Annotated in this window: 18 protein-coding genes; 17 read left to right on the forward strand and 1 reads right to left on the reverse strand. The window is 51.0% G+C overall.

Annotated features, from left to right (window positions below; translation table 11 throughout):
• Nucleotides 1-2: 2 nt before the first annotated feature.
• From ACO0LG_RS08700 to ACO0LG_RS08750, 11 genes are all read left to right on the forward strand, one after another.
• The gene (locus ACO0LG_RS08700; protein WP_423025327.1) at nucleotides 3-1,613 is read left to right on the forward strand and encodes a hypothetical protein; all 1,611 of its coding nucleotides are present in this window, start codon (nucleotides 3-5) and stop codon (nucleotides 1,611-1,613) included.
• A gap of 466 nt (nucleotides 1,614-2,079) precedes the next feature.
• Entirely contained in the window at nucleotides 2,080-2,283 is a 204-nt protein-coding gene (locus ACO0LG_RS08705; RefSeq protein WP_423025329.1) for a hypothetical protein, read from the forward strand.
• The gene (locus ACO0LG_RS08710; protein WP_423025331.1) at nucleotides 2,270-2,752 is read left to right on the forward strand and encodes a glycoside hydrolase family 108 protein; all 483 of its coding nucleotides are present in this window, start codon (nucleotides 2,270-2,272) and stop codon (nucleotides 2,750-2,752) included. The genes ACO0LG_RS08705 and ACO0LG_RS08710 overlap by 14 nt, the downstream gene beginning before the upstream one ends.
• Nucleotides 2,745-3,170 carry a hypothetical protein gene (locus ACO0LG_RS08715; RefSeq protein ID WP_423025333.1) on the forward strand — a complete coding sequence of 142 codons (426 nt, stop codon included), beginning with the start codon at nucleotides 2,745-2,747 and terminating at the stop codon, nucleotides 3,168-3,170. Before ACO0LG_RS08710 ends, ACO0LG_RS08715 begins: the two co-directional genes overlap by 8 nt.
• A gap of 46 nt (nucleotides 3,171-3,216) precedes the next feature.
• A complete protein-coding gene (locus tag ACO0LG_RS08720; protein ID WP_423025335.1) occupies nucleotides 3,217-3,438 on the forward strand; it encodes a hypothetical protein in 222 nt (73 codons plus the stop codon).
• 78 nt (nucleotides 3,439-3,516) lie between these two features.
• Nucleotides 3,517-3,789 carry a hypothetical protein gene (locus ACO0LG_RS08725; protein ID WP_423025337.1) on the forward strand — a complete coding sequence of 91 codons (273 nt, stop codon included), beginning with the start codon at nucleotides 3,517-3,519 and terminating at the stop codon, nucleotides 3,787-3,789.
• A gap of 21 nt (nucleotides 3,790-3,810) precedes the next feature.
• Nucleotides 3,811-5,634, forward strand: coding sequence for a hypothetical protein (locus ACO0LG_RS08730; protein WP_423025339.1), 1,824 nt, complete (start codon nucleotides 3,811-3,813; stop codon nucleotides 5,632-5,634).
• A gap of 1 nt (nucleotide 5,635) precedes the next feature.
• Nucleotides 5,636-5,848 carry a hypothetical protein gene (locus ACO0LG_RS08735; protein ID WP_423025341.1) on the forward strand — a complete coding sequence of 71 codons (213 nt, stop codon included), beginning with the start codon at nucleotides 5,636-5,638 and terminating at the stop codon, nucleotides 5,846-5,848.
• Nucleotides 5,849-5,857: 9 nt separating this feature from the next.
• A complete protein-coding gene (locus ACO0LG_RS08740) occupies nucleotides 5,858-8,731 on the forward strand; it encodes a hypothetical protein (protein ID WP_423025343.1) in 2,874 nt (957 codons plus the stop codon).
• Nucleotides 8,732-8,740: 9 nt separating this feature from the next.
• Nucleotides 8,741-10,669: a hypothetical protein gene (locus ACO0LG_RS08745; RefSeq protein WP_423025345.1), complete on the forward strand. Its 1,929-nt coding sequence runs from the start codon at nucleotides 8,741-8,743 to the stop codon at nucleotides 10,667-10,669.
• A 12-nt stretch (nucleotides 10,670-10,681) separates the two neighbouring features.
• Nucleotides 10,682-18,235: a PLxRFG domain-containing protein gene (locus ACO0LG_RS08750; protein ID WP_423025347.1), complete on the forward strand. Its 7,554-nt coding sequence runs from the start codon at nucleotides 10,682-10,684 to the stop codon at nucleotides 18,233-18,235.
• A 247-nt stretch (nucleotides 18,236-18,482) separates the two neighbouring features.
• On the opposite strand, the gene ACO0LG_RS08755 is transcribed toward ACO0LG_RS08750, so the two are convergent.
• The gene (locus ACO0LG_RS08755) at nucleotides 18,483-19,382 is read right to left on the reverse strand and encodes a surface-adhesin E family protein (protein WP_423025349.1); all 900 of its coding nucleotides are present in this window, start codon (nucleotides 19,380-19,382) and stop codon (nucleotides 18,483-18,485) included.
• Between the two features lie 124 nt (nucleotides 19,383-19,506).
• On the opposite strand from ACO0LG_RS08755, the gene ACO0LG_RS08760 reads away from it, so the two are divergent.
• From ACO0LG_RS08760 to ACO0LG_RS08785, 6 genes are all read left to right on the forward strand, one after another.
• Entirely contained in the window at nucleotides 19,507-19,971 is a 465-nt protein-coding gene (locus ACO0LG_RS08760) for a surface-adhesin E family protein (RefSeq protein WP_423025351.1), read from the forward strand.
• Between the two features lie 296 nt (nucleotides 19,972-20,267).
• Nucleotides 20,268-21,518, forward strand: a complete 1,251-nt coding sequence (locus ACO0LG_RS08765; RefSeq protein ID WP_423025353.1) for a cytochrome-c peroxidase — start codon at nucleotides 20,268-20,270, stop codon at nucleotides 21,516-21,518.
• A 71-nt stretch (nucleotides 21,519-21,589) separates the two neighbouring features.
• Entirely contained in the window at nucleotides 21,590-22,948 is a 1,359-nt protein-coding gene (locus ACO0LG_RS08770) for a hypothetical protein (RefSeq protein WP_423025355.1), read from the forward strand.
• Between the two features lie 59 nt (nucleotides 22,949-23,007).
• Nucleotides 23,008-23,553: an FMN-binding protein gene (locus tag ACO0LG_RS08775; RefSeq protein WP_423025357.1), complete on the forward strand. Its 546-nt coding sequence runs from the start codon at nucleotides 23,008-23,010 to the stop codon at nucleotides 23,551-23,553.
• Entirely contained in the window at nucleotides 23,550-24,383 is an 834-nt protein-coding gene (locus ACO0LG_RS08780; protein WP_423025359.1) for an FAD:protein FMN transferase, read from the forward strand. Before ACO0LG_RS08775 ends, ACO0LG_RS08780 begins: the two co-directional genes overlap by 4 nt.
• Nucleotides 24,384-24,424: 41 nt before the next feature.
• Nucleotides 24,425-24,913: a DUF4405 domain-containing protein gene (locus ACO0LG_RS08785; RefSeq protein ID WP_423025361.1), complete on the forward strand. Its 489-nt coding sequence runs from the start codon at nucleotides 24,425-24,427 to the stop codon at nucleotides 24,911-24,913.
• Nucleotides 24,914-24,951: the final 38 nt, after the last annotated feature.

Consider the following 24,951-nt stretch of genomic DNA (forward strand, 5'->3'; position numbering starts at 1 on the left):
TCATGCCACTAAATTCAGTTGCGCAAACAGATAAATATGTCATTGGTGACGTAACCGAAATGGTTGGTCAGTCATCATTTTTTAAAAATAAGTTTGGCACATGGGCGCAGACTGGCACATGGCTTTCTGCTTCAAACTTTCTAGCACCCGCCAGGGCCGCGCTGAAAGGTGGTGCATATAATTTGGCTGCCGCAACGGATAATATCGCAGTAGCATCCCATGCTGCTCCATACCAATACAGTATGCTGTTGGGAGCAAAATCAGCTAGTGTGTTTGTGACTTCTGCTGTTAGTGGTGCTGCTGTGCTTACTGTTGATGCCAATGGATATCGTCCCATTACAACAGGGTTGTCGACCAGTACTGGGACTCTTTGCACATACGATGGGGCAAAGTTCTGGCAATGGGGTACGACAAGCGCCACTGCATTTGGCGCAAATAGCAGCACAGACGGTAACACTTGGGCCGGTGAAACTTTGACTGGCCAGGCTACCTTCGCAGGTTTAACAACTCTCTACCCTGGAACAGCAGGCGATCAGGCAAGCAATGGTGCAAATGGACTTGGAGAGCTGTTCTATAACGGGGCTTCATCGTATATTGGCGTAGCTGCATATTGTGGGGCACGTCATTTGCTTGTGGGGCTGAACGGGTCGAATCAGTATTTGGCACAACGCTCTACAAATGGTAATGCCTGGGGTGGTGATGAATCCACTGCTATCCTTGGTTCAACTACCGTGGGTGGTGTGGCCTATGCATGGTGGTATAAGACAGGAAATACCTTCTTTCTGACGGTAGGCAATATCACGAGGGTTACGACTGATGGCGGTGTTACTTGGTCTACACCAACTGGTTCTCCGCTCACCAATAGTACGAACGTTCGATATAGAACAAACCCAACAGACCCATTGAAACTGATGGCTGTCTCAGTTAGCAGTACTACTGCAGCGTATTCCGCGAACGCAGGAGCTTCATGGACAGCAAGGACTTTACCTATTACTCCTGTGACACCTGGTTCATTTTTTACTCGCGGTTCATTGCAAGTTTTGTGTAACCAGACAGTTGCTTACAAGTCTTTGGACGATGGCGCATCTTGGTCGCAACTTCTGGCACCGTCTGGTTTTACTGGGCCGATAAGTGCTGTTTATGCAGATGCGAATCGTTGGTACATGCTTAGCTCTATCAGCAACCAAGTTGCTATTTCAACGGACTTGGTAACCTGGGTGGTACGCAACATTTCTAACCCAGCACCGAGTGCTGTAGCAGCTTACATCACTCCTATGACTTTGGCGTCAACAGATGCAAATACCATTTTAGGGATTAGTCCAGTTAACACTATTCCGTGTTGCTTAATGAGTAGCGATGGTGGGACAACTTGGTACTGGGGTATAGGTTCTTCAAATGCTACATATACAGGCTTAGCAGCTTACGCGGCTGCAGTAACAGTAGGTACTCCGATGTTCGTTGGAGGTGGGAATGCTGCAACGTATAACACTACTGCATGTCTATTATTTGCACTTGGTTCAGATATCGCAATAGGCGGTAGGCAACTTAGATTGAGCGTCAATGCGGTCACTCCAGCCAGAGCAAATGCTTTCGCTTATTCGAGGGTTGCATGATGATTACTTACTACACCTTTGATACAATGGGTAGGTACGCAAGTACCTCCGAAACACAGACAGTTCGTTCTACTACTGTAGCACCACTGGCGCTAAAAGCTGAGTATGTATGGAATTTTACAAACTGGGTGCATGCGCCCCAGTCACCAGTTGGCCCTGTAAGCATAATTGCACCAGTACAGCCTACGGAATGGTTGATTGATGTAGGGTCATATTACGATCGTTTTGGCGCGTCTAAGTTAGCGGTGTTGTCTGCAAGTGACCTAGTAATACAAGCGTTCATCAAAGACACGCAGGCCAGGGCATGGATAGACCTGAAACACCCAGATGTCAGATCGTCGTTGATATACATAAGCTCTGTTATTCCGGCGATTACATCTATGTTAGTGGACACTATCCTTAACACTCCCGTGACGCCCGCTGAAAATATGGTGCTGCGAAGAAGTTACTTTTGAGAGGCCGCACCATGGAACCACACAACAGCTTTATTGAAACAGTGAAAAATATTCTCGACGTAGCAGCGTTTGGTACTGCATTTGCGACGGTGGCAAAGATGCTTCCCCCCTTGGCCGCTTTATTTTCCATTTTATGGATTTCATTCCAGTTCTATCACTCCGAGCCCATGAAGCGTTGGAGAGCAGGCAGAAAGGTAAGAGATGAACAACTTTGATATTTGTATTGCGCCAGTCTTGAAGAACGAAGGCGGCACCAGTAACCATCCTCTTGATGCAGGCAAGCTCACCAAGTTTGGTATCAGCCAGCGCAGTTACCCTAAGCTGGATATAGCGGCACTAACAGTTGAACAGGCCAAAGCACTATACAAGCGAGATTTCTGGGATAAGAACCAACTGGACCGCCTTCCCTTGGTAGTTGCATTTGAGTTTTTCGATTGTGCTATCAACTGCGGCGCGGGTACTGCCGCTAGGTTGCTTCAGCGTTCTTTGGGGGTGGCTGAGGATGGCATCATAGGCCCGGTCACCTTGGCTAAAATCGTTGATATTGCACCTGATAAATTGGCAAAGCGCATGTTGGCACATCGCATCAAGTTTTACACCAAGTTGTCGAAATGGCCTACGTTTGGTGCAGGATGGGTAAATCGACTCGCTGAAAATGCTTTATGGGAGGTGGAAAATGTTTGAAAAAATTAACTCCGTCATCAACCTTTTCCGCAAGGGTAATGAGGTCGCCAATGTCGAGCTATGGAAAACAGGTGGTATTAGTGTCGCTGCTCTTGCTGCTGCTATTGGTGCACTCATTCAGTTTGGCGATGCATTCGGTGTACATGTTTCGATCAGCGCTGAGCAGGCTAACGGTCTTGCTATTGGCATTGTTACCCTTGTTGGCGTCGTGCTCCCAGTTATTACTTCTAAAAGAGCCGGGGTATTGCCAGCAAAACGTGAGCAGTCAGCTCCAGTCGAAGATCATAGTTTCAGCAGCGGAGTGCCAGCAGTGGCAGAAACAGCAGCACCACCCGCTGTGCAGCCTAAGTCTAGCGCCCCAGCTATCTATGACTCAGAAAACCCCCTGGCAGGGTTGGATACCACCTATATCGGTTGATGGTATCGCAATGACATACCGATGCAAAACATTCTAGGAGTAGGACATGAACTATATATTGCTGATCAGCACTGTTATTACTGCTGTGAAAGAGATTGAGAAGCTGATGCCAGCGTCTACAGGCAAAGATAAGTTGGATGCTGCCATAGCTTTGATTAGCGGCATCCTCGACAACATTCAACCATTGGTACCGCAAATCGTGGGAACCATCAGTGCGATAGTAAAGATGCTCAATAGCACCGGAGTTTTCGTTAGTAAGTCCTCTTAATTGAGGGTTTTTCTTGAGATGTGGCATGCTATTTGTTAGTATGTCACTGTAAATAATGTTACATACTTGGAGAGAATTATGGCCGTCACACAAGCTGATTTTGTAGAAAAAACAGGTGCGGAAGTTGTTGGTGATCGTTTTGTTGTTGGTATTGGTGCAAAGCGCCGTTTCGTTGGTGGCATCGTTGAAGGTTCGTTTACACTGAACGAAGAAGGTCAGGAGCTTGCAGCAGCAATTGAGCGAGGTGAAGATGTATTGTTGGTAATTGCTGGCGGTACACCTGTTGCGGAAGAAGATAAACCTGCAAAGCCATCGAAGTCTGGTACCAAGAAAACCAATGAAGTAGCGTAATTTAATCATCAAGGGGGAACGATGCCTACTATTCATGTAGCAGGCTTTTCAGGGCTGATACCCCGGTCTGGTGCGACGCTTTTGGCAAGTAATCAGGCTCAGTTAGCCCAAAATGTCAAACTAAGGTCAGGGGAACTCCGTTCATGGCGCAAGCCTGTGGCGGTGTTTACGCCTGTCCAAAACAACATTCAATCTATCTTCAAGCTGAATGGCCCAGCAGGTGCATCCCAATGGTTGGAATGGACAACGCAAGTCGATGTATGTCGTCCTCCTACCGCTGACAATGCTGATTACCGTATCTACTTCACTGGTTCTGGTACGCCTAAAAAGACTAACTGGGCACTTGCTACCAGCGGCGTTGGAGCGAAGCCAGGTGCAGTACTTGACATGGGAGTTCCCGCTCCAGTGGCAGCTCCAGGGTTGTCCGCTTCAGGTGGAAGCGCCCCGGCAGAAACTCGTGCGTATGTTTACACTTATGTGAGCACTTTTGGTGCTGTGAAAGAGGAATCTGCTCCTTCTCCTGCGTCTCTTGTAACCTGTAATGCTGCCGGAAGCACAGTGGTTGTTAATGGTTTTTCTGCGGCCCCGACAACCAACTACAACATCACGCACATCCGTATTTATCGCAGCGTAACCGGTACAACCACGTCTACCTATTTTCAAGTGGCAGAAATCCCCATCGCTACAACCAGTTATAACGACACACTGGCAGTAGGCAGCCTGGGAGCAGCCTTGTACACGCAACTGTTCACACCACCGCCTGCCGGGTTGCAAGGACTGGTGAATCTGCCGAACGGTATTTTGGCAGGGTTTGTTGACAATCAAGTGTGGTTTAGTGAGCCTGGTTATCCGCATGCGTTCCCATCGAAATATTCACTTTCCGTAGATTACCCAATTGTTGGCATGGGCATGTTCAACAATTCTCTGGTGGTGCTGACGACGCGTAATCCCTATGTGATTACTGGTACGACACCATCTGCGATGTCACAGGAAAAGCTATCCATAGTGCAGCCTTGTGTATCCCGTAAATCGATTGTGTCTGATCAGTTCGGCATGATGTATGCATCTGCAGATGGGCTTGTGGCGATTGGGCCAGGTGTGCAGGATATTGTCACCGCTAAGTTGTACACCCGCGATGATTGGGCAATGGTTTATCCATCAACAATGACCAGCGTACTCTACGATGGGAATTACCTGGGGTTTTACAATACGGGTAGTCAGAAAACTGGTATTGCGTTTTCGCGTAACGACGCCCCGGCGCTGACTAATCTGGATTTCCCTGCAGCTTGCATTTATCAGGAACCAACTACGGGTTATGTGTACGCCTGCTCCAGTGACACAAATAAGATTTTCCAGCTTGACGCTGACCAGATCAATAGCGGCACTTACACATGGAAGTCAATGAAATATGTGCTGACGAACCCTTTGAATTTTGGGGCGATAAAACTGGATGCAGATTTTATTTACATGCGGGATACCTCTGCGTATCAGGCTGCGTTGGCAGTACAGGCCGCGCAGAACGCGACTATTTTTGCTGCAGCAGCGACAACAAGTTTAGGTGGATGTTTTGGTGATGCGCAATTGAACGGCATGATGTTAAACGGCAGTAACTTGGTGTCTGGCTTGGTCAATCCCCTGGATTTTCGCTCTGCGTCCCTGGTTGTGTTTGCAGATGGTAAGCAGGTATTTGCTACTGGTGTTACGAGTATGGAGCCTATTCGCATGCCAGCGGGCTATAAAGCCTATGAATGGGAAGTGCAAATAACTGGGAACGTGCCGGTACGCGGTTTTGTAATGAGTACAACGGTAGGTGAATTGCGCCAAGTTTCTTCTGGGATGAATTGATATGGCGAACATGAAGCAGTCCATTCCTGGGTTGTCGAATATGTCCCTGGAACTACAGCGCGTGCTGATACCAATGAAGCAGAACATTGAAATTATTACTGGTACTGCTATTGGTATGAAGCCATTAGACCAGTTGGCAGGTACAGCAACTCTGTCAGACGCAATAAACAAGATCAACGAGATTATCGTCCGGCTGAATCAGTCAGGGCAGTAGGAGAAAATAATGGCAGGAAATACCGGTGACGCGCCAGCAGGCGGCAACCTCAGTCTTGATTTGAGCAAGGTGACGACTGCACAATTGTTGGACTTGATTCATAAGCAGACTCAAGGCTGGATTCCCATGCCTCCTACTCCATCAAATGACTGGGACAGGAGTGGCCTGGCACGCACAGTTGATCTCTCCCCGCTCGGTATTCAGGGTGAAGCAGTCGTCACAGCGAACCAGCAGGGTGATCTTAATATGGGTTCAGTGATGATTTCTGCAGGGGGTAACCGCCCGAACAGTATTATCAATATTCCGATTAATGGTTCCCAACCTAATGCGCCTCTGCAACCGGTACTGGCAAACAAGGGTGACTCATTGTTTGAGAAGTTGGTTCCCGTCATCATCATGGCTGTCGCTACTTGGGGGGTGGGTAGTGCGATTGCTGCGGGTGCTGGGGCAGCAGCGGAGGCAGGCGCTGGTGCTGGTATGCTGGAGGGCGCTGGTGGGGCATTGGAAGGGCTTGGCGCTGGCGCTCTTGACGGAACTGTTTCAGCGGCTGGTGGTGGGCTTGGTGGCTTGGGTGGGGCCGTTGAGACAGGTACACTTGGCACTGGATTAGGCTCTGGAGCACTTGAAGGTACAGCCTTAGGCGGGGCTACAACGGGTGGTGCCGCAAGTGGGTTAACGTCTGGAGCTATACAAACAGTTAATGTGATCGGAAATGCTGCCGCTGGTGGAGGACTAACTGCAGGCCAAGCCTTGGCGGGTGCTAGCATTCTTGGGGGTGGAGCAGCGGCCCTGACAAGCGGAGGTGGAGCCAACACAACAACCAGTCAGACCAGCAATCAAACTAACACAAATCAAAACGCCAACGAGACAACAAAGCTCAACGGGCAAAACGGAAACACTACTGGGCAAAACCCGGGTACTGCGAATAGCACTCTATCATCTGTCGACACTACAGCTTCTTCAGGACTAACTACCGATCAGGTAAAACTAATCGCTAATCTCGTGCGTGCTGGGGTTTCCACGGCTGCTGCCACCGCAGCAGTGACAGGGGCTGGCGCTGGCTCAGGTACAGGAGCGAACTCCACGGCCATTATCGGCCAGCTTCTGAATGTCGGTGACGACACCAAAGCCAAACTGGACGCGATGTACCCAGGGTTAATGAAAAACCTGGAAACTGCAAATGCGCAGTCGCAATTGACAATGGATAGGCAGAATGGTCTTGCGCAAACAGCCATTGACCAGACTACAGCATTAAAAGACAACTTCAATAAAACTATTGCACCTAACGTGCAGGACATGTTGAAGCAGAATGCCATCTATACACCGCAGGCTGTACATGACACGCAGGACATTGCCGCTCGCTTGAAAGGGCAGTATGCGACACAGCAGGAGCAGTTCAACTCCATATTCCCCAAGGCTAGTGCCGCCGCTGACTTTGCTTCTAATAACGCTCAGGGCGCTGCTAACTCACTGAATGCAAATGCAGCTCAGGCTTCTAGCAAAGCCAATGATCTTGATACACAGTGGAAGTCGTACATGTATCCCATGCTGCAGCAGCAAACAGCAGCGAATGCAAAGATAACACAAGAAAATTCGACCTTGACCAGTAATGCGGCCAAGGACGCATCAGGTAACACACAGAAGACACAAGCCACATGGGATAACACTATCAGCCCCATGTTCCTGGCGCAGTTGGAAGATTCCAAAAAAGCAGCCAATGATGCAACAGGGCGCTTCAATAAACTGGCAGATGATATCAATCCTTGGATAGGCAATCTGCAAGACAGGATGTCTCTGTCTGAACCCCTGATCAAGAAAATTATCCAGGGTGCGCTTGATTATAATGAAGCTGGCGGTATCGAACGCCAGGCGGGGCTGGCCCTGGGTGATGTACATTCGCAGTTTGATACGCAACGAAATGCTGAAGCGCAAAAGATGCAGTCGTATGGCATCGACCCAACTTCCGGGCGGTTCCTGGGGCAGCAAAATGCATCCCGTGTCGATGAGGCAGCGCAGGCAGCTTCTGCTGCAACACGGGCTCGTGACGCCGCTGTTCAGATTGGCTGGCAGCGTCAGCTAGATGCGTTAAATGCGTCTAAAGCGTCGAATGCAGATTATTCTACATACGCGCAATTGGCAGGATTGCAGTCGCAAAACACACAGTCTGCACTGAATGCCCAGAACTCCATTGTGGACAATATCGGCAAGTACAACACGGCTGCCAACACCAATGCCAACACGCAGTCCATCTACAACAACATGATGAACAGCTCGCTCAAAAATGGCAGCGATATGCGTGCACAAGATATCCAGAACGTGCTCAACATGAGCAATGGTGCCAATGCCAATGCCGACGCGATTGCCAAGATGTTGCAGACCAGTCAGAGTGCATTAAACAGTTCTGTGCAGGCGGGTAGCGCAGCGGGTAGCGCGTATTCAAACCTAATGACGATGGTGAACAATTACAACAATTCGCAAACCAGTATCGCCAATGCACAAGGTGGTGCGTTGAAAACAGGTAGCGAGATTCTTGGCAACGGCATGAGCAACGTGAATACGGCCAATAATATTTATAACAATAATAATGACCAGATTTTGAATGGGGTTAAGGCTGCAAGTACCGCGCAAACCAATGCACAGTCAGCAGGTAATGATCTGGTCAAGAATGGTATTGACACCAGCGGGGCGATTGCCAAGAACGGTGGAACTGTTGCGAATATTTACACTAATGCTGGGCAGCTCGCTAATGAGCAATATAAGACTACAACCGTAGCAAATACTGCAGAACAGCAGGGTTACGGGCAATTAGCTGGCACATTGCTGAACAATGCAAGTGGCATAGCGAGTGGGATAAAGAATGTCTGGGATTGGGCTATTAGCTAGGAGTAGAAAATGGGATTAGGAATATTTTTAGGTTCAGCAACTAAAGCGTACAACGAAGCCGACGCTGAAGACTTCCGCCGTAAGATGCTGGAAAAGAAGCAGGCGATGGAAGACGCCAGGTTTGGTCGTGAGCAGCGTGACTGGGCGCAACAGGATGAAGCCGATGCTATGGTCAAGCAGGCCAATGATGAAGCTACAGTTTCCGCGCAAAAACGTGGCGGGATTGCTATCGACCAAGACAATGTTGGGCAACTTACTGGGTTGAACCTCAACGATGGCCAGAAACAGCAGTTGATGGATGCTTTCGCCAACAAGGGTGACGTAAGCGCTTTGCTGAAAAGTTTCAAAGGTGACCCCGCTACGCAGGCGCAATACCAACCCGCGCAGATGGCATCTGGTATCCCAGACCCGTCAAAAGTAGTTCTGCCCGCCGCAACATCACCAGATGCTAGCCCAATTGAAAATCAAAAACTGATGCAGAATGTGCAGCAACAGAATCCTGCTGCCCAGTCGTTTGTTGGTGATAAGACGCAGGCACTTTCACAGGAAGCGAACGGTTTCCAACCACAAACAGGGCTGTCAGATGAGCAGTGGGGGAACCTGCGTCATTATGTAGGTGCAGATGGCAAGACTTATGTTTCCACTACCGCACAGCGTGGGCCGCGGCCATCTGAATTAGCGATGGCTCATGGGCAAAAACTGGCTCAATCAGGCAGCCTGAAAAACTCACAGCTTGGTTTCCAGTTGATGGAACAAGGTGCAAACATGCATGTTAAGGAAGTTGAGCAAGACTTGGTTAAGATAATGAGTAACAATAATCTTTCTTTAGCAGATGCTGCAGCTCAAATGACGGGTTTGGTTGGTGATGGCCCAATGGTTCCCGGTTCTGCACAAGTTGTTAATACAGGTAAAGGTTTAGCTGTTTCATACCAAGCTCCAGGGCAAGAGAAACCTTATATTGAATCGTTGGAAGGCACTACAAGAAATCAAATATTGGGCAATCTGGCACTTCAAATTCGTGGAAAATATGACTCTAAATTATTTATTGAAAATCAGAAAGCACAGCGTGACTGGGCAGTGCAGCAATCTGGCATGGATGTGAACAAGGCTCAGATCGGCAATATCAACGCCAAAACTGCGAATGAAACAAAAGAGGGTAACTGGATTGATGCACGTAATAAGTCGGCTATCAACGCTCAGAATGGAAATGCAGCAGCATCGTATGCGAGTGCGGCGCACTCAAATGAAGCCACAAACGAAATGCGCTACGCATTTAGCAATGTAAAAGACTTCCATACTGAAATGGATAGATACCGCCAGTTGCCTGACAGTGAGAAGTCTCCTGAAAAAGAACGCGCTTTGCTGGTACAGGGTGCAATGGTTTCGGGTATTAAGTCTGGTGACTACACTGGCGTTATTCGCGCTTTGGGTAAAGACAAGAGTATGTTGTCCAAGGCCGATGAAGCACAGATGGATTCATATTTTAAGATCATGCAGGAAGCAGTAAAAACAGATCCACGTATTAATGATGACCCGAGGAAAATGCAATCAACCAAACTTGCTGCATTACAGGCATCTGGTGCTCAGCAAGGGTCTACTACATGGAATTTGGTGAACGGTGGTCAGGTCTCTACTGATGCAGTACTGAAGTCTATACCACCTAAGAGCGCCATACCGGTTGCGGCGCCAGTGCAAGGGCAATCCAACGGGACAGGGTTACCAGTCAGTGCGGCACCTGGGCCAGCAGACGATAGAGTAGATGTGCGGAACGACCCCGCATTAAGTAGCTTATACAATTCTATGCAAGGTTTGGACAGGAAGGCTCCAGACTTTGACAATAAAATGTCCGTATATGGAAAAGCATATAACGACCAGCTAAGCAATCTTCGTAGCCGCTATGGTAGATTGACAAATCTGCGCAGTCACTATGACCAATAACAGGATTAAGTAATGGAAGATTTAGACGATATCCGCAAGCAGTATCCGAACCTGGCTGGTTACTCAGACAGGGAATTGACACAAATCCTTTCTGACAAACTCGGTGTTACAAAAGAGTACGCCCAGAATTCAATGGGGATTAAGCCCAACACTGCTGGATTTGGTACTGACACCGCCATTGATCTTGGCCGCGGCCTTGTTGGTGTAGGTCGTATCGCTACAGGAGCCGCTGATCTTGCGACTGGCGGTGCATCTGGCCGTGCCATCAAGTCAGTTTTTGGTGGTGACCTGAACGACGTAGATAAAAAGCTGGCGTCAAATTATTCAGACAAGCGGCAGGATGCGGAAGAAGAGATACACAACGCCAAGGGCTTTACTGATACGATTAAAGCTTACATGAACAATCCCCGTGCGGCGTTTGGCGAGATTGTGCAAGGCGTGCCCTCCATGCTGGTGCCCATTGGTGCTGCAGGCAAAGTCGCAGGAGCTGTTGAACGTCGTTTAGCGCAAGAAGCTGTTGAAAAAGGGTTAGAGGGTGCTGCTGCGAAGCAGTTTATTAGTGATGGTGTTAGGGCATCAACGGCGAATAAGTTAGCAACTCCCGCTGCTTGGGGTGGCGTTTCAGCAACGCAAACGGCTGACCAACAAGTATCTGAAAACCCGGATGACGCAGCAGCGATGTACAAGGCATCGCTGGGTGCGGGGCTGGTCAGTGCCGCTGGTATGGGCCTAAGCTCTAAGTTGCCAGGCGGTGGTGCTGCGCAGTCGTTTGCCACTGGTGGGTTGATGAACTCGCTGGAAGGCAACGTTATTCCGCGCACGGCAATGGCTGTCGCAAACCAGGCTGGTACTAATGCAGCAATCAACGCAGGCACAACTGGCGCAGTGAACCTGGCCAATGGAAGGGATTTTACCCAGGGCATGGCAGAATCCGCAGCGGCTGGCGTTGCACCTGGCGTAGCTTTCGGTCTTGCACACGGAATGACTCATGGCAGACAGCCCGTTAAGACTGATGGTGATGGCAATGTAGTCGTCAACGGCCAGAGTCTTTCACCCGAAGTAGCCGCACAGCAGATGGCACAGATGCAGCAGGAGCAAGCAGGACGCGCACATCAGGCGCAAGCCCAGACTGACGCTTTGGAGCAGATGCGTCAAGCCATCACAGATAAATACGGTGGTGTCAAACCAGATACCTTCGTGAAGGCAGATGGCACAGAAGGTCATGCAGGATTTCTGTGGGGCGGCGAGAAGTTCATGACGCAAGAAGCGCTGCAAAAAGCAGTTGATCTTCAAGTCAAGAAAGAAGCGCAGAAGACCGAAGGCCAGATGGCTGGTGAGCATGTGCTTGTGGATGTCATGCAGCAGAACGGTATAGAACCAACATTCAAGAATATCTCCACTGCTGGTGATTTATTCAAGGGCGCGTCCAAACTCATGGAAGGCGCTGATACACCTGATGTGGTGAAGGTGCGTATTGATCGTCAACTAGCAGATGAAACCAAGACACTGAATGACCTGAGTGCGCGCGTCACTGCCGCTAATGAACGTCTGGAGATGGCGAAGAAAAATACACAGGAAACCAGTGGCCATGACGAAGCAGAAGTCAGGGCGCAAAAGAATCTGGACTCACTGAAGTCCAAGATAGAGCAACAAAACAGCAGCATCAAATTGTTAACTGAATGGTCGAATGGCCTGGAGAAAATAGGAGCAAATCATGGCGAGAATGCCCGCAATACCGAGAGTACCAGGAGCGAAAACAACGTCCCTGAGAGCACCAACCGGAACACAGAAGTTGTCCGACAAAATGGCGAAAACCCCATTGGCAATAGCAGTGACGGTGCCGTCGGCCAAGATAGCGTCCCCAGCCAAGGTCAAAGACCCGAACTCAATGGGATGGCGCAGCAACCTCACCAAGAAGCTCAAATAACACCAACTGCACCGCCAGTCGAAGCAGCACGTCAGACACTGACTTTACCCAAGGCTGCGGAGCCTGTAGCACCTGCTGTCGCGGTGAAACCGTCTGAGCCTGTCATAGCACAAGCTGCCGTCGAACCAGCAAAACCGGTTCTGTCTGCACGCACTCAGCAAGTAGTTGACGCCCTGCAAAGTGGTCTTCGTCCTGACCAGGTCATGGCGCGTATGAAGCTGGGCGTGAAGGATATGCAGGAAATCCAGAACGAGGTGGCTCGTGCTGAAAGTGGTGCAGGCCATGATCAGGCAGGTGACCTGGTGAACACATTGCCAGCCAAACTGCAACGTGATGTGCAAATCTTCCGTGACTACGACATGGCAGACAGCACTCGTTCACTCGCAGAAAAGCATGGGGTATCCCAGGCTACCGTAACCCGTGCGGTGCGTGATATTAGCGACAACCTTGCTAAACACGGTATGGACCCTGATGCGATATCCACAGTGCTGGGAAAAGACCACGAAACAATTTCTGCCAGGGCTGCGGAGGAAGAAGCCAAAGCAGTAACAGGTGCTACTCGTGGCGATGTGGCGGCTGAGGTGTTGGAGAATCGCGTCAAGAGTAAGGCAGAACCGGAGCATTTCGGTGCTGAGCAAGGCTTTGCGCATGTAGACACTGCGGGCGAATCCCATTCTGGATACAAAGTCGGTGACGATATCGGCATGGCCTGGGAGAAGCTGGCTGCGAAGCATGAGCAATTGTCCAGTGCACTGGATGCCGCGGCTGCACCTGCGGAACAAGCGCGCCTGCAACGCCAACTGGATGCGGTAACCAGCGAGATTGTTAAACTCACTGAGACAGCAAAGAGAAGTAATAAAAAAGCAGCAGTGGCAGCAGGTGGCGTTGACGATATTGCTCCTGTAGAACGCGGTGAAACCAACTATGAAATGCAGAGAGAAGGTTGGGAGCAGGACGACAACTCCAGGAAGGCTGCTGGTGATGGCAGTGATACGGCGAAGCCACGTACTGAAGCAGAGCAGCATGCGAATGATGTAGCGCTGTTGAAACTGGTGGCTGATACGATCACTCCACAGTATGAAGCGATGGGGCTGAATGACAATACGCCTGGCTTAAACCGCCTGGAAAATTTCCGTACGGAACCCATGCCATCGGATGTGGAGGGCAAGATTGCCCGCGGGGTTGATGCAGATGGCGTCAGTCAGTATGAAGTGATTCTTGCGTCGCACATTGTGGAGTCTGGTGACCAGGCTGTGATTACTCGTGTTGTCAACCATGAGATCGGTCATGCCGTTGATATGTCTTTGGATGGCGGCGTGTACTCTGCGCAACCAGAAATGAAGTTCGTGGTGCATCCAACGAATGGGTCTGCTATCGGTATTGGTCCAGTGGCGCGGGAGATTTTGAATCATTTTAAGAAAGATTCTGTACTCGCAGATGATTTTGCATATCCACTCAAAAACGGACTTGGGTATGATGCGACTACCTTGGCGAAGGAAACATTTGCACAAGCATGGCATTTATACCAAAATGAACAAATGCGCAGCGTTATGGAACAACGACTGCCAAAAACAGCGCAGTATTTATCAGAGGTTTTAAAACATGCCCAAGACACTACAACAGCGATTCACAGCCCGGCTGAAACAGGTGCAGTCCAACTCCGTGAGTCCTTCGGAGCGCGGAGTGAGCGAACTGGTGACGCCAGCACAGCCGCTGGCAGGGAAGCTGTCCGCAGCACTGGCGAAGCTTACTCCAGAGCAGTATCAGAAGTTTCTAGCAATGACGGAAGAAGAGCAAATAGCTTGGAAGAAGCAGGCGCTCGCAGGGCTGTCAAACAACCAGCCACTGACACCATCGCAGTAAATGGACCTGCTAGTAACGTTGCTGTTCATAGTGCCGACAATACCGACGCACTAACATCCCGGCATCTCACACCTGCCGAAAGGGATCAGTTAGCCTTGCGCCCACGTACGCAGCAAGAGCAACAGGCCAATGATGCGCTGTTGCAGACGGTGGTCAATGACTTCCTTCTTCCACATTTGGAATTGCAAGGCATAGACAGTAATGCACCGGGCATGGTGCGCATCACCGAATACCTTACCGAGCCTATGAGCCACCGTGAGGAAGGCAAGATCGTGCTGGACCCGCAGGTGGGGGGCATGGATACCTACCGCATCATTATTTCTTCGCGGCTGATGGAAAGTGGTAATTTGGCCGACATTGTCCGTGTCATCAGACATGAACAAGGACATGCCATTGATATGGCCTTGAGCGGTGGTGTTTATTCTACCCAGCCAGAAATGGGTTTCATGCGCCTGGCCAGGTCGAATGAGCTACGTTCTACTGGCGTTGTCTCCTGGGAGATATTGAACCATTTTCGCAAGGATGGGATTCTGGCCGAGCAATTCTCTTATCCATTGCATGATTCCTTTAATTTTGATCCACGGCGCACGGCGTTTGAAGTATTTGCACAAGCCTGGCATTTGTACCAGAATGAGAATACCCGGATAATGATGGAGGCTGAGCTTCCTCACACTGTAAAATATTTGAATGAGGTTACTGAACATGTTAAAAAATCTTCAACAACGGTTCACGGAAAGGCAAGAGCAGATCGACAGCAACTCGTCGACGACTTCCCACAAAGATTTGCCTCAGAGTGGGGAAATGGTCACGCCAGCACAACTGGAAGCAGTGGCACAGTTAGCAGCAATCAACATGCTGACGCCCGATCAGGTAAGACAAATGCTGGTGCTGCCGAAAGCCGAACGCCAGGCGTTCATGGACAAGATCGTGGCCGAAATCCAGAGCAACTCTACTCAAGAGCAGCAACCAGCACAACCGCAGTAGAACGCAAGGCCCTTGCCGAGCAGTACATCAAAAAACTGCCAGCCGCAGCGCAGGCACCTGTACGCTCCATCACTGAAAACGTCGCCCATTTCGCCACCCGTGGTTTACAGTCCGCTGCCTTTCTGCACGACCTGGCCGACTGGGGCGCGAAACATGGCATGACCGCCATGAAAGAAGTATCCCGTCTGTATTCCGAAAAAGGCGCATTCAAGTCTGAACTGGATAAGCGCCTGGGTGCCGTGGCTGAACAATACGACCGCCTCAAAAAGCCTGATCAGAAAGCTACTGGTGAATACCTCATGGCCGCACAGTTCGACCATGACAACGGCTGGGGTTATCAACCTGAATGGCGCGACAAAGTATCTCTGAACGCCAAGGCCAAGGCGGAGTGGGCGGCACTGGATAAACCGGTACAAGGTGTTGTTGATGCCATCCTGCGCCACAACTATGAACAACGTGCTGAACTACAGAAAGCATTTAACGACCACATCAACGAGATGTACGACGCCAAGCTCCAAGGTGTTGGCCCTGAAGAAGCCAAACTGATTGAAGCTGAACGTGACAAGGCGTTGAAACAGGCTGCACTGACAGAAACGGATGGTGCGTACTCGCCATTGAAACGCTTCGGTGAGCATGTAGTGACTGTGCGGTCTGAGGAAATGCGCAGCCTGATGGAAGACAAAACGGCTAACCGTGATGAAATCCGTAAGCTGATGGCTGACCCTGAGCATTACCAGGTCATGCATTACGACAGCGCTGGTGAAGCCGCTAACAAGGCCGTGGAGCTGCAAGACAAGCTGGGTGACAAGTACCGCATTGAAGCCTCAGAAAAGGCCGTAGCGATGCAGCACGGCACTCAGGCTTTTGAAGTCCTGCAACACATGGCTGAGAGCGCAGCCAACCACACCAAAGACCCTGAGTTCGCCCATGCGTTGAACAACGCCATGACTTACGCCATCATCAAATCCATGGGTGAGAAGTCGTCGCGTGGCAGCCAGTTGAACCGTAAGCTGGTGGGCGGTATGAAGCCGGAAGAGATGGTACGTGCCTTCGTCAGTAACGGCTATGCCGACAACGGCATTCTGGCAGCGGCTATGCACAACCGCGAAATCAGCCAGAAGATGACTGAACTGCATCAACAGGTTGAACAATCGCGCAGTCCATCTGAGCGTAAGGCACGGCAGAATTTCTACAATGAGTTGCAACAACGTCGTATCAATGCTCTGAAAGGTGCTGACCCAGCACCCTGGGTAACGCACGCCATGCGCTTCACGACAGTGTGGAAGTTGATCACGTCACCAGCGTATTACCTCCAGTACATCTCGCAACCGCTTACCATGGCGGCACCGGTGATTCAGGGTAACCACGGTTATTCCGCTGGTATGGGGGCGCTGATGCGTGGGCTGCGTGAGTCGGTATCCATGATGAAAACTATCAAGGCAAAAGGCAAGATCGAAGGTGCGGATGGTGGCCGTCTGATGGATATGCTCAACGACTTGAAAAAGACCGGTACGATATCCATAGGCCACACGCAGCAGTTCGGCCAGTATCACAGCCGCCCAGAAGGGTCTCTGTCACGCGCATGGATACGCGCCACCGATAAAGTGGCGCAACTGCCGCATGAAGTAGAGATGCATAACCGCATAGGTACGGCGCTGGCAGCGTATCGCCTGGAGTACAGCAAGGCCGTTTCTGAGGGTAAGACCAGTGAGGCAGCACATAAGCAAGCAACTGACTACGCCCGCGATACCATCAACACGGCCTATGGCGATTACTCCTCATTTAATGCGCCACGCATTATGTCTGGTGGACCTATACGCAGGCTGGTGATGCAGTACCGCCAGTTCCAGGCTATTCACGGTGCCATGCTGGTGAGGTTGATGTCTAACGCATTCAAAGGTGAGAGTGCTGACGTGCGCAAAGCGGCTAAATTGCAACTAGCGTATATGGCTGGGCATTATGGCGTGCTGGCTGGTGCCATGGGTATCCCTGGCGCGCATCTGGTGGCAGGAGCCTTGCAGTCTGTGTTCGGTGACCCTGATGGTCCAGAAGACACTGAGACGTTCATCAAGCGACATGTGGGTAATGGCGCGGTCGGTAAGCTGGTAACCGAAGGCGTACCTGGTCTGATGGGTATGAAGCTCTCTAACCGCATGGGTGCAGGCGACATCTTCAGCCCGTTCCGTGGCGACACGGCACTGGTGCCTGGTACACGCAAAGAGTACAAAGACACAGCCCTGGCTGTGATGGGACCATTCTTGGGTGCCATGGTGCCACAGGTGATCGATGGCGTTGACCGCATCGGCAAGGGGGACTACTACCGTGGCCTGGAGCAATTGATGCCTAAAGGTATCGCTGACGTGATGAAGGCAAGCCGCTTCGCCACTGAAGGTGTTTCCAACCGCAAGGGTGATACCACGCTGGCATCAGATGCATTGGATACTGGCGACATAGTGTCGCAGGCTTTAGGTGCTCAACCGTTGAAAGTGGCAGACGCTCAGGCAACGGCCAACGTCACCCACAAGTTTGAGGCGCACTTCAAAGACATGGGGAATGAGTTGTCGTTCAGATTCAACGAAGCCAGAAAGGATGGCAGTAGTGTCGATAGCATCGTCGAAAAATGGCGCAGGATGCAGGACGCTCAACGCAAGGAAGGCTTCCGCCCGACACCGTTGTCGAACCTGTACCAAGCACCTCAACGCCAACGCAAACGTGAGATGGCTACTATGGGCGGCGTGGAGTACACCAAAGGTAACCGTGGCTTCGTACAATCATTGACGGGGGATGAATGAAAAACATCATTGACAGGCTGACAGCCACGCTAAGGGCGAAGGGTATGAAGCCTGATGTTGCCCATGACACAGCGGTAAGGCACCTCCAGAAGTCGGGGGTGCTGAAGAAGGGCACGACGCAACTTACGACGCTGGGACGGTACCATAATGCCGTCCCCTCAGACCTGAGACCCGCTGAACCAAAAGGCCCAGGCGGGTATAGCAGACCGAGGAAGTATTAGTCCTTGATTTAACTACGGATCGTGGATTATTTTTTGCTGTTTACTGTCTTGCAAACAACGGAGACTAAGTGTCTCCCAAAGCTTCCTTCTTCTGTTCGTCGAAACTCTGCTTCTCGAACACTTTTGTGGGACTCTAGATAGGGTCGTAGCGCAGTAAGATAAGTCTTCCCCCCAGACCCCATGGAGCCTACATATGCAGTGAATCCTAAGAATCCTAGTTCTCCTACTTCGCAGTCTATAGCGTAGTCTACGACTTGGGACTTATATGATATGGTCTGCGCGGCGTTTGTGCGTGGGGTAGCATGCTCCAGGATAACTTCAACAAAGGTAAATCTACCAGTCGTCTCTATGGATTTACTGTTGAGGAAGTAAGCAGAGTTATCCTCCGTGTTGATGTATATTTTTATAAACTTCTCATTCAATGGAGGTTTAGGCAGGTTATGTTTTGCATTGGCAAATTTGCAAGCTAGACCTACCATCATATATTCTACTGTTTCTACTCCTGGCTTTTTATAGGCTGCCTCTTCGACACTTTTATGTGTCTCCAAAAACTTATTTTCACTCGCCATATATGGTGTAGTCCCAGACCCCATGGCCCCCGCACGTGATGTCGAACCTAAAATGTCAAATTCACCGGTATTGCAGTTTATAACGTTGTCCAGAACAACGGACTTAATCGCTGGCTTATATGCATTACTTTCGTAAGGTAGGTCATACTCTATAACTACCTCTGCCATAGTAAGGTTGCCTTTCGTCCATATGGATTCCGTGTTTAGGTACAGTGTTGCGCTACGGTTGTTGCCGTCACTTGAGTCTGAAATTCTTGTGAACCTGCTTGGGACTGCACCGGAGCTGGTAGACGCCGCTGCCGAAACCGTATAGTAGAACGCAAGAAATAAGCCGCCAACCAGCATAGTTTTATTCATTTGTCGATCCACTAAAATTTTTGTGGATAAATAATACATGAATATCTGTGGCGATTCAGCTACTTGTTTTTATTACATGTGCGAGGTAGTATTTTGGTTTTGTAACTAAATGTTATGGTGCCATATGCGTGCGTTCGTTTGTCTGATGGTTTTGGTGTTAGCTACTTCTGCGTTTGCTGCTGACAATTTGCTAAAAATACGCAGTAAAGACGCTGAATTTACTGCTCCGCCTGCAACTGTATATCTTAAAACAGACAGCCTCCGGCGGGCCGGAAATTACATTACAGCAGAATTTGTTACGAGCTATGACCAACCGCGTTATAACGAGGCTCATAAATTCTATTGGCACTCAGAAGTTTACATATTCGCATTTGACTGTGAAGTAGGTGAATACGCCATGCTAGGGTTTACAGGATTCACTGGCCCCTTGGGAACAGGGAGCATTGCATCAGCGTTAACACTTCCAGGTTTATATTGGAAAAGCGGTCCTGTTAGTGTAAGAAAAGCAGAATTTGGCCGCCCACCTTCCGGGTCTTTTGCGGAAAGTGATACTAAGTTGGTGTGCGGCTTAGTCCCGTTTATGAAATAGTAATTACACCCGTAAGAGTTGCACCCCACCAAACATCAACATATGCTGAGCACATATACAGTATTTTGATGCATCTTCATGGTATGCGCCATGGTATCTCCCCGTAAAGCCCCGCCAGATATAGCTATGTGTGTTCCACCGTTTCAGTTTGTTTTGTCTTGGCAGGTCCCCAACCCCTTGACCCACATCAACAAAAACAACACTTACCTTTACAGCAACTCCACGTAAAATATATAATCACAATCATTCTCATTTGCATTTATCTGTCCATTCTGGACAAATTAACGGATTTAACGATGTTATTCACTTCAGGTGTCCTGAAAAGGACGATCGCAGTATTTTCTTTTTCCCAAAAAATACCTCATGCGGCTGTTGCCGGATTGGTGTTGAGCCTGGCTGCCTGTGGCGGTGGGGGCGGCAGTAGTCCTGCGTCAGGCGGCTCGGTGGCTGCGCCGGACGCGGGCATGAGTGCGGCGGCGCGGGTGGGGGAGAAGATATTCAAGGATGTGAGCCTGTCTGCTTCTGGCAAGATGTCTTGTGCGACTTGCCATGATGCTGACAATGCGCATGCGCCCAAGAATGATCTTGCGGTGCAGTTGGGTGGATCTAACCTGGATGTGCCGGGTACGCGGGCGGTACCGTCTTTGCGTTACCTGGAGCAGAATCCGGCTTTCTTTTTCGCGGCGGATGGCACGCCCACTGGTGGTTTTACCCGTGATGGCAAGGCCAATACCCTGGCGCAGCAGGCAGAGACGCCTTTCCTGGCGGCGCATGAGATGGCTAATAAAGACCGCGCCGATGTGGTCGCGAAGTTGCAAAGAGCCAGCTATGTGAATGAATTCAAGACTGCCTTTGGTGCGACCGTGTTTGACAATGCCGACACGGCGTTTGAACGCATTTTGTTCTCGCTGCAGCAGTATCAAAAAGAAGATACCGATTTTCATCCTTATGATTCTAAGTATGACCAGTTCCTTGCTGGCCGCGCCACACTGAGCGATGCCGAGTTGCGTGGGCTTGCGCTGTTCAATAATCCCATCAAGGGCAATTGCGCGGCCTGCCATCTGAGTGTCAAGGGGGCGAATGGTGCGCCGCCTTTGTTTACTGACTTTACTTACGATAACCTCGGCGTGCCGCGCAATATGGATATCGCGGCCAATGCTGATCCTGCTTTCTTCGATCTTGGCCTGTGCGGCCCCGACCGTACTGACCTGGCAAATCGCAGTGCGCTGTGCGGTGCTTTCAAGGTGCCTACGCTGCGCAATGTAGCGACGCGCAAGGTGTTTTTCCACAACGGCAAATTCAAGAGCCTGCGTGACGCGGTGAATTTTTACGTACGCCGCGATACCAATCCTGAAGAGTGGTTCCCTTATGGATCAGATGGCAACCCGGTCAAGTTCAACGACTTGCCTGCGCTGTATGTCGCCAATGTGAATACGACAGAAGTGCCGTACAACCGCCAGCGTGGCATGGCTGCTGCCCTGACTTCTGATGAGGTGGATGATGTGGTGAAGTTTCTTGCCACATTGAACGATGGCTACAAGCCTTGATCCACAACATCTTGATCAAAAAATTAGAGAATTAAAAAATTTAAAGAATCTAGAAAAACTGGAATGACATCATGAAAAAAAATATCTTCACCACAGCTGCCAACGTGACCATCGCCGCCCTGATCACTGGCCTGTTTGCCGTACCTGTACATGCAGGTGAAGCCGAACTGCTGCAAAAAATAGAAAAGCTTGCTGCCGAGCTCGAAGCCATCAAGTCTGAACTGGCCGCAACACGCAAGAAGACAGAAGTGGTAGAGCAAAAGCAGGAAGTGATGATCAGCAATGCGGCCAAGGCGCAGGCACCTGGCGCGATTGCGCCGCTGGCATCGGCTACATCACCATCAGGCACGGACATCGTCAGGGCATTGCCACAGACGGCACAAACCGTCATCAGCAGCTATGGCGAAATCAATTACACCCGCCCGCGTGAAGCCAGTAACCAAGCGCAAGCCGATGTGGGCCGTGCTGTGATTGGCATTACTCACCGCTTCAATGAAAAAACCAAGATGGTGGCCGAATTTGAATGGGAGCATGCGATTGCTTCCAAAGGCGATGATGGGGAAACAGAAGTTGAACAACTGTATGTCGAGCATGAAATCAAACCTGGCTTGTCCGCCAAGGCTGGTCTGTTCCTGATCCCTGCGGGCTTTTTGAACACCAGCCATGAGCCAACCGCTTACTATGGCGTGCATCGCAATTTTGTAGAAACCGCGATCATTCCTTCTACCTGGCGTGAAGTGGGCCTGGGTTTGTCTGGCTCGCATGACAATGGCCTGAGCTGGGACCTGGGCTTGACCACTGGCTTTAACCTCACCAAGTGGGATGCCAGCTCTGGCGATGGCCGTGAATCACCTCTGGGTGCAATCCACCAGGAAGGCCAGTTTGCCAAATCACGCGACCTGAGCGTACATGGCGCCCTCAACTGGCGCGGTGTGCCTGGCCTGCTGCTCGGTGGCTCGGTATTCACAGGCAAGATAGGTCATGCCACGACAGACTTTGCGGCCAATGATGCCAGGCTCACGCTGTGGGATTTGCATGCCCGCTATAACCCCGGCAAGCTCGACCTGACAGCCCTGTATGCGCGCGGCACCATCAGCAATACGGGTAACCTGAACCTGACTTTTGTTGGTCAGCCTCATCCCGTACCGTCTGCATTTGCGGGCTGGTATGTGCAGGGTGCTTATCAGTTGTGGAAGAATGAAGACTACAGCCTGACGCCTTTCCTGCGCTATGAGCAGTTCAATACCGCCAAGTCGTATGCCTTTGTCCCGCTGGGCCTGGGCGTTGACGCCAGTCCGGATGAAAAAGTCACGACCTTTGGTGCCAGTTTCAAGATAGGTGAAGGCGTGGTCCTGAAGGCTGACTACCAGAAATTCAAACAGGACAGCAGCCGTGACCGCTTCAACCTCGGTGCCGGTTATTCATTCTAAGATGTACTCTGCAATGTGCATTATCATGAGCACATTGATGAACTCTTGAAGATATATTGATGAACCGTCTTGTTCCCGTATCCCTGCTCGCTGTCGCTGGTGTGGCTGGCGTCAGCGGCAGTGCCTTTGCTACGCAATACCTGACGGTGGAGCAGGCGCAGGCGGCGATTTTCCCTGAAGCCAGCAGCTTCAAGCCTGTGCCGCTGCAACTCGATGCGGCACAGATGAAGCAGGTAGAAAAACTCTCTGGCCTGCCAGCCCGTTCGGTGAACTGGCGCGCCGTTGCCGCCTATAAGGACGACAAGCTGCTCGGCCATGTGGTCTTTGATGATGTCATCGGCAAGTTTGAATTGATCTCATATGCAGTCGGTTTGCAGGCAGATGCCAGCGTGCGTCAGGTGGAGATTCTGGCCTACCGTGAAAGCCACGGTGTTGAGATACGCAATGCCAACTGGCGCAAGCAGTTCGTCGGCAAGACTGCGGCCAGCGGCCTGGCAATTGGCGAAGGCATTGCCAACATCAGCGGCGCGACACTGTCTTGTGCCCATGTCACCGATGGCGTGCGGCGCATTGCTGCAATTGTCCAGGTCGCCCTCAAAAAATGAAACGCCGCGCCCAGCCCGCCCTGGGGACGCTGGTGGAGATCAGTATCGGTGATGATCTGGATGAGGTGCAAAGCCAGGCAGCTTTCCGGGCTGGCTTTGCCGCTATTCATGCCATCCACCAACTGATGAGTTTTCATGCGCCTGACAGCGACATCAGCCACTACAACCATGCTGCTGTCGGTACGATCATCGACATCCACACACATACCGCCAAGGTGCTGGCAGCCGCCCGGGACTTGTATCAACAATCAGGCGGCTTGTTCGATATCCGCATTGCCAGACAACTGGTGGCATGGGATTATTTACCTGCGCCTTTGCCAGATATAAGCTCAGACAATCAATATGGCAACGCCGGTGAGATGTATAGCCTGCCATCTGCCGCGCAAGTCCACAAGCAGGCAGACGACTGGCTCGATGTCGGCGGCATCGCCAAGGGCTACGCGGTTGATTGCGCCATCGCCGCCTTGCAAGCCTGTGGCGTGCAACATGCCTGCGTCAATGCAGGTGGCGATTTGCGTGTGCTGGGTCAGGCGCAAACTGTGTTGATACGTGACCCGCGCCAACCGCACAGCATGGCAAGTCAGGTACAACTGACAGGCCAGGCCATGGCGACGTCGGCCAGTTATTTTTCCCGCAAGGGCAGTGCAGGCAAGATGCGCAGTGCGCTGGTGCATCCACTGACCGGCACATCCATCGCCGATCAGCACAGCTATACCGTCATCTCACCACTTTGCATGTGGGCCGACGCCCTGACCAAAGTAATCGCTGCCAGTGGCAATGCACAACATCCATGTTTGCGCCCGTATGAGGCAGAAGCTTTTATAATCTGATCCTGTCTCGTTGCCTGATCGCCCCTTCATGCTTAACTATCATGCGTACCAATAAACACAGCCTGCATCATCGTCCACTGGCAGCTGCCACCGTCCAGCAATTCAAGCTGGAAGCCTGGCACAAGTACGCGCTGTATGGCATGGTTGCCGCCTTGTTCACCACGGGCCTGGCCTGGCTGCTGGCACGCTACTTTCTGCGCGTGGCGGGTGAGTATGGCGAGAGCATCCATCCGCTGGAACACTGGGCCATGCAAGCCCATGGTGCTCTCATCATCCCCTTGAGTTTTCTGGCGGGCGGCCTGCTGTTTCAGCACATGCGCCGCGCCCACCGTGCACTGCGCAACCGCTACAGCGGCTGGAGCATGCTGGCAACGCTGCTGTGGCTGGCACTGACAGGCTATGCCCTGTACTACTTTGCCAGCGAAACCCTGCGCCCCTACTGGTCTGCCGCGCACTGGATAGTTGGCCTGGCCTTGCCGCTGCTGCTGTGGCTGCATATATATCTGGGGCGACGGCGTGTGTCGGCCTAGTTGAATTGTGTGCTGCCATGTGTTGACCATGTGCTGGC

The organism is Undibacterium sp. Ji42W, assembly GCF_049340405.1.
GTDB lineage: Bacteria > Pseudomonadota > Gammaproteobacteria > Burkholderiales > Burkholderiaceae_D > Undibacterium.

Excerpts from the sequence above, each read along its gene's own strand:
- ACO0LG_RS08710 (WP_423025331.1), top strand. The coding sequence starts at position 2,270 with ATGAACAACTTTGATATTTGTATTGCGCCAGTCTTGAAGAACGAAGGC.
- ACO0LG_RS08725 (WP_423025337.1), top strand. The coding sequence starts at position 3,517 with ATGGCCGTCACACAAGCTGATTTTGTAGAAAAAACAGGTGCGGAAGTT.
- ACO0LG_RS08730 (WP_423025339.1), top strand. The coding sequence starts at position 3,811 with ATGCCTACTATTCATGTAGCAGGCTTTTCAGGGCTGATACCCCGGTCT.
- ACO0LG_RS08705 (WP_423025329.1), top strand. The coding sequence starts at position 2,080 with ATGGAACCACACAACAGCTTTATTGAAACAGTGAAAAATATTCTCGAC.
- ACO0LG_RS08750 (WP_423025347.1), top strand. The coding sequence starts at position 10,682 with ATGGAAGATTTAGACGATATCCGCAAGCAGTATCCGAACCTGGCTGGT.
- ACO0LG_RS08770 (WP_423025355.1), top strand. The coding sequence starts at position 21,590 with ATGAAAAAAAATATCTTCACCACAGCTGCCAACGTGACCATCGCCGCC.
- ACO0LG_RS08760 (WP_423025351.1), top strand. The coding sequence starts at position 19,507 with ATGCGTGCGTTCGTTTGTCTGATGGTTTTGGTGTTAGCTACTTCTGCG.
- ACO0LG_RS08735 (WP_423025341.1), top strand. The coding sequence starts at position 5,636 with ATGGCGAACATGAAGCAGTCCATTCCTGGGTTGTCGAATATGTCCCTG.
- ACO0LG_RS08715 (WP_423025333.1), top strand. The coding sequence starts at position 2,745 with ATGTTTGAAAAAATTAACTCCGTCATCAACCTTTTCCGCAAGGGTAAT.
- ACO0LG_RS08740 (WP_423025343.1), top strand. The coding sequence starts at position 5,858 with ATGGCAGGAAATACCGGTGACGCGCCAGCAGGCGGCAACCTCAGTCTT.
- ACO0LG_RS08720 (WP_423025335.1), top strand. The coding sequence starts at position 3,217 with ATGAACTATATATTGCTGATCAGCACTGTTATTACTGCTGTGAAAGAG.
- ACO0LG_RS08765 (WP_423025353.1), top strand. The coding sequence starts at position 20,268 with ATGTTATTCACTTCAGGTGTCCTGAAAAGGACGATCGCAGTATTTTCT.
- ACO0LG_RS08755 (WP_423025349.1), bottom strand. The coding sequence starts at position 19,382 with ATGAATAAAACTATGCTGGTTGGCGGCTTATTTCTTGCGTTCTACTAT.
- ACO0LG_RS08745 (WP_423025345.1), top strand. The coding sequence starts at position 8,741 with ATGGGATTAGGAATATTTTTAGGTTCAGCAACTAAAGCGTACAACGAA.
- ACO0LG_RS08775 (WP_423025357.1), top strand. The coding sequence starts at position 23,008 with ATGAACCGTCTTGTTCCCGTATCCCTGCTCGCTGTCGCTGGTGTGGCT.
- ACO0LG_RS08700 (WP_423025327.1), top strand. The coding sequence starts at position 3 with ATGCCACTAAATTCAGTTGCGCAAACAGATAAATATGTCATTGGTGAC.
- ACO0LG_RS08780 (WP_423025359.1), top strand. The coding sequence starts at position 23,550 with ATGAAACGCCGCGCCCAGCCCGCCCTGGGGACGCTGGTGGAGATCAGT.
- ACO0LG_RS08785 (WP_423025361.1), top strand. The coding sequence starts at position 24,425 with ATGCGTACCAATAAACACAGCCTGCATCATCGTCCACTGGCAGCTGCC.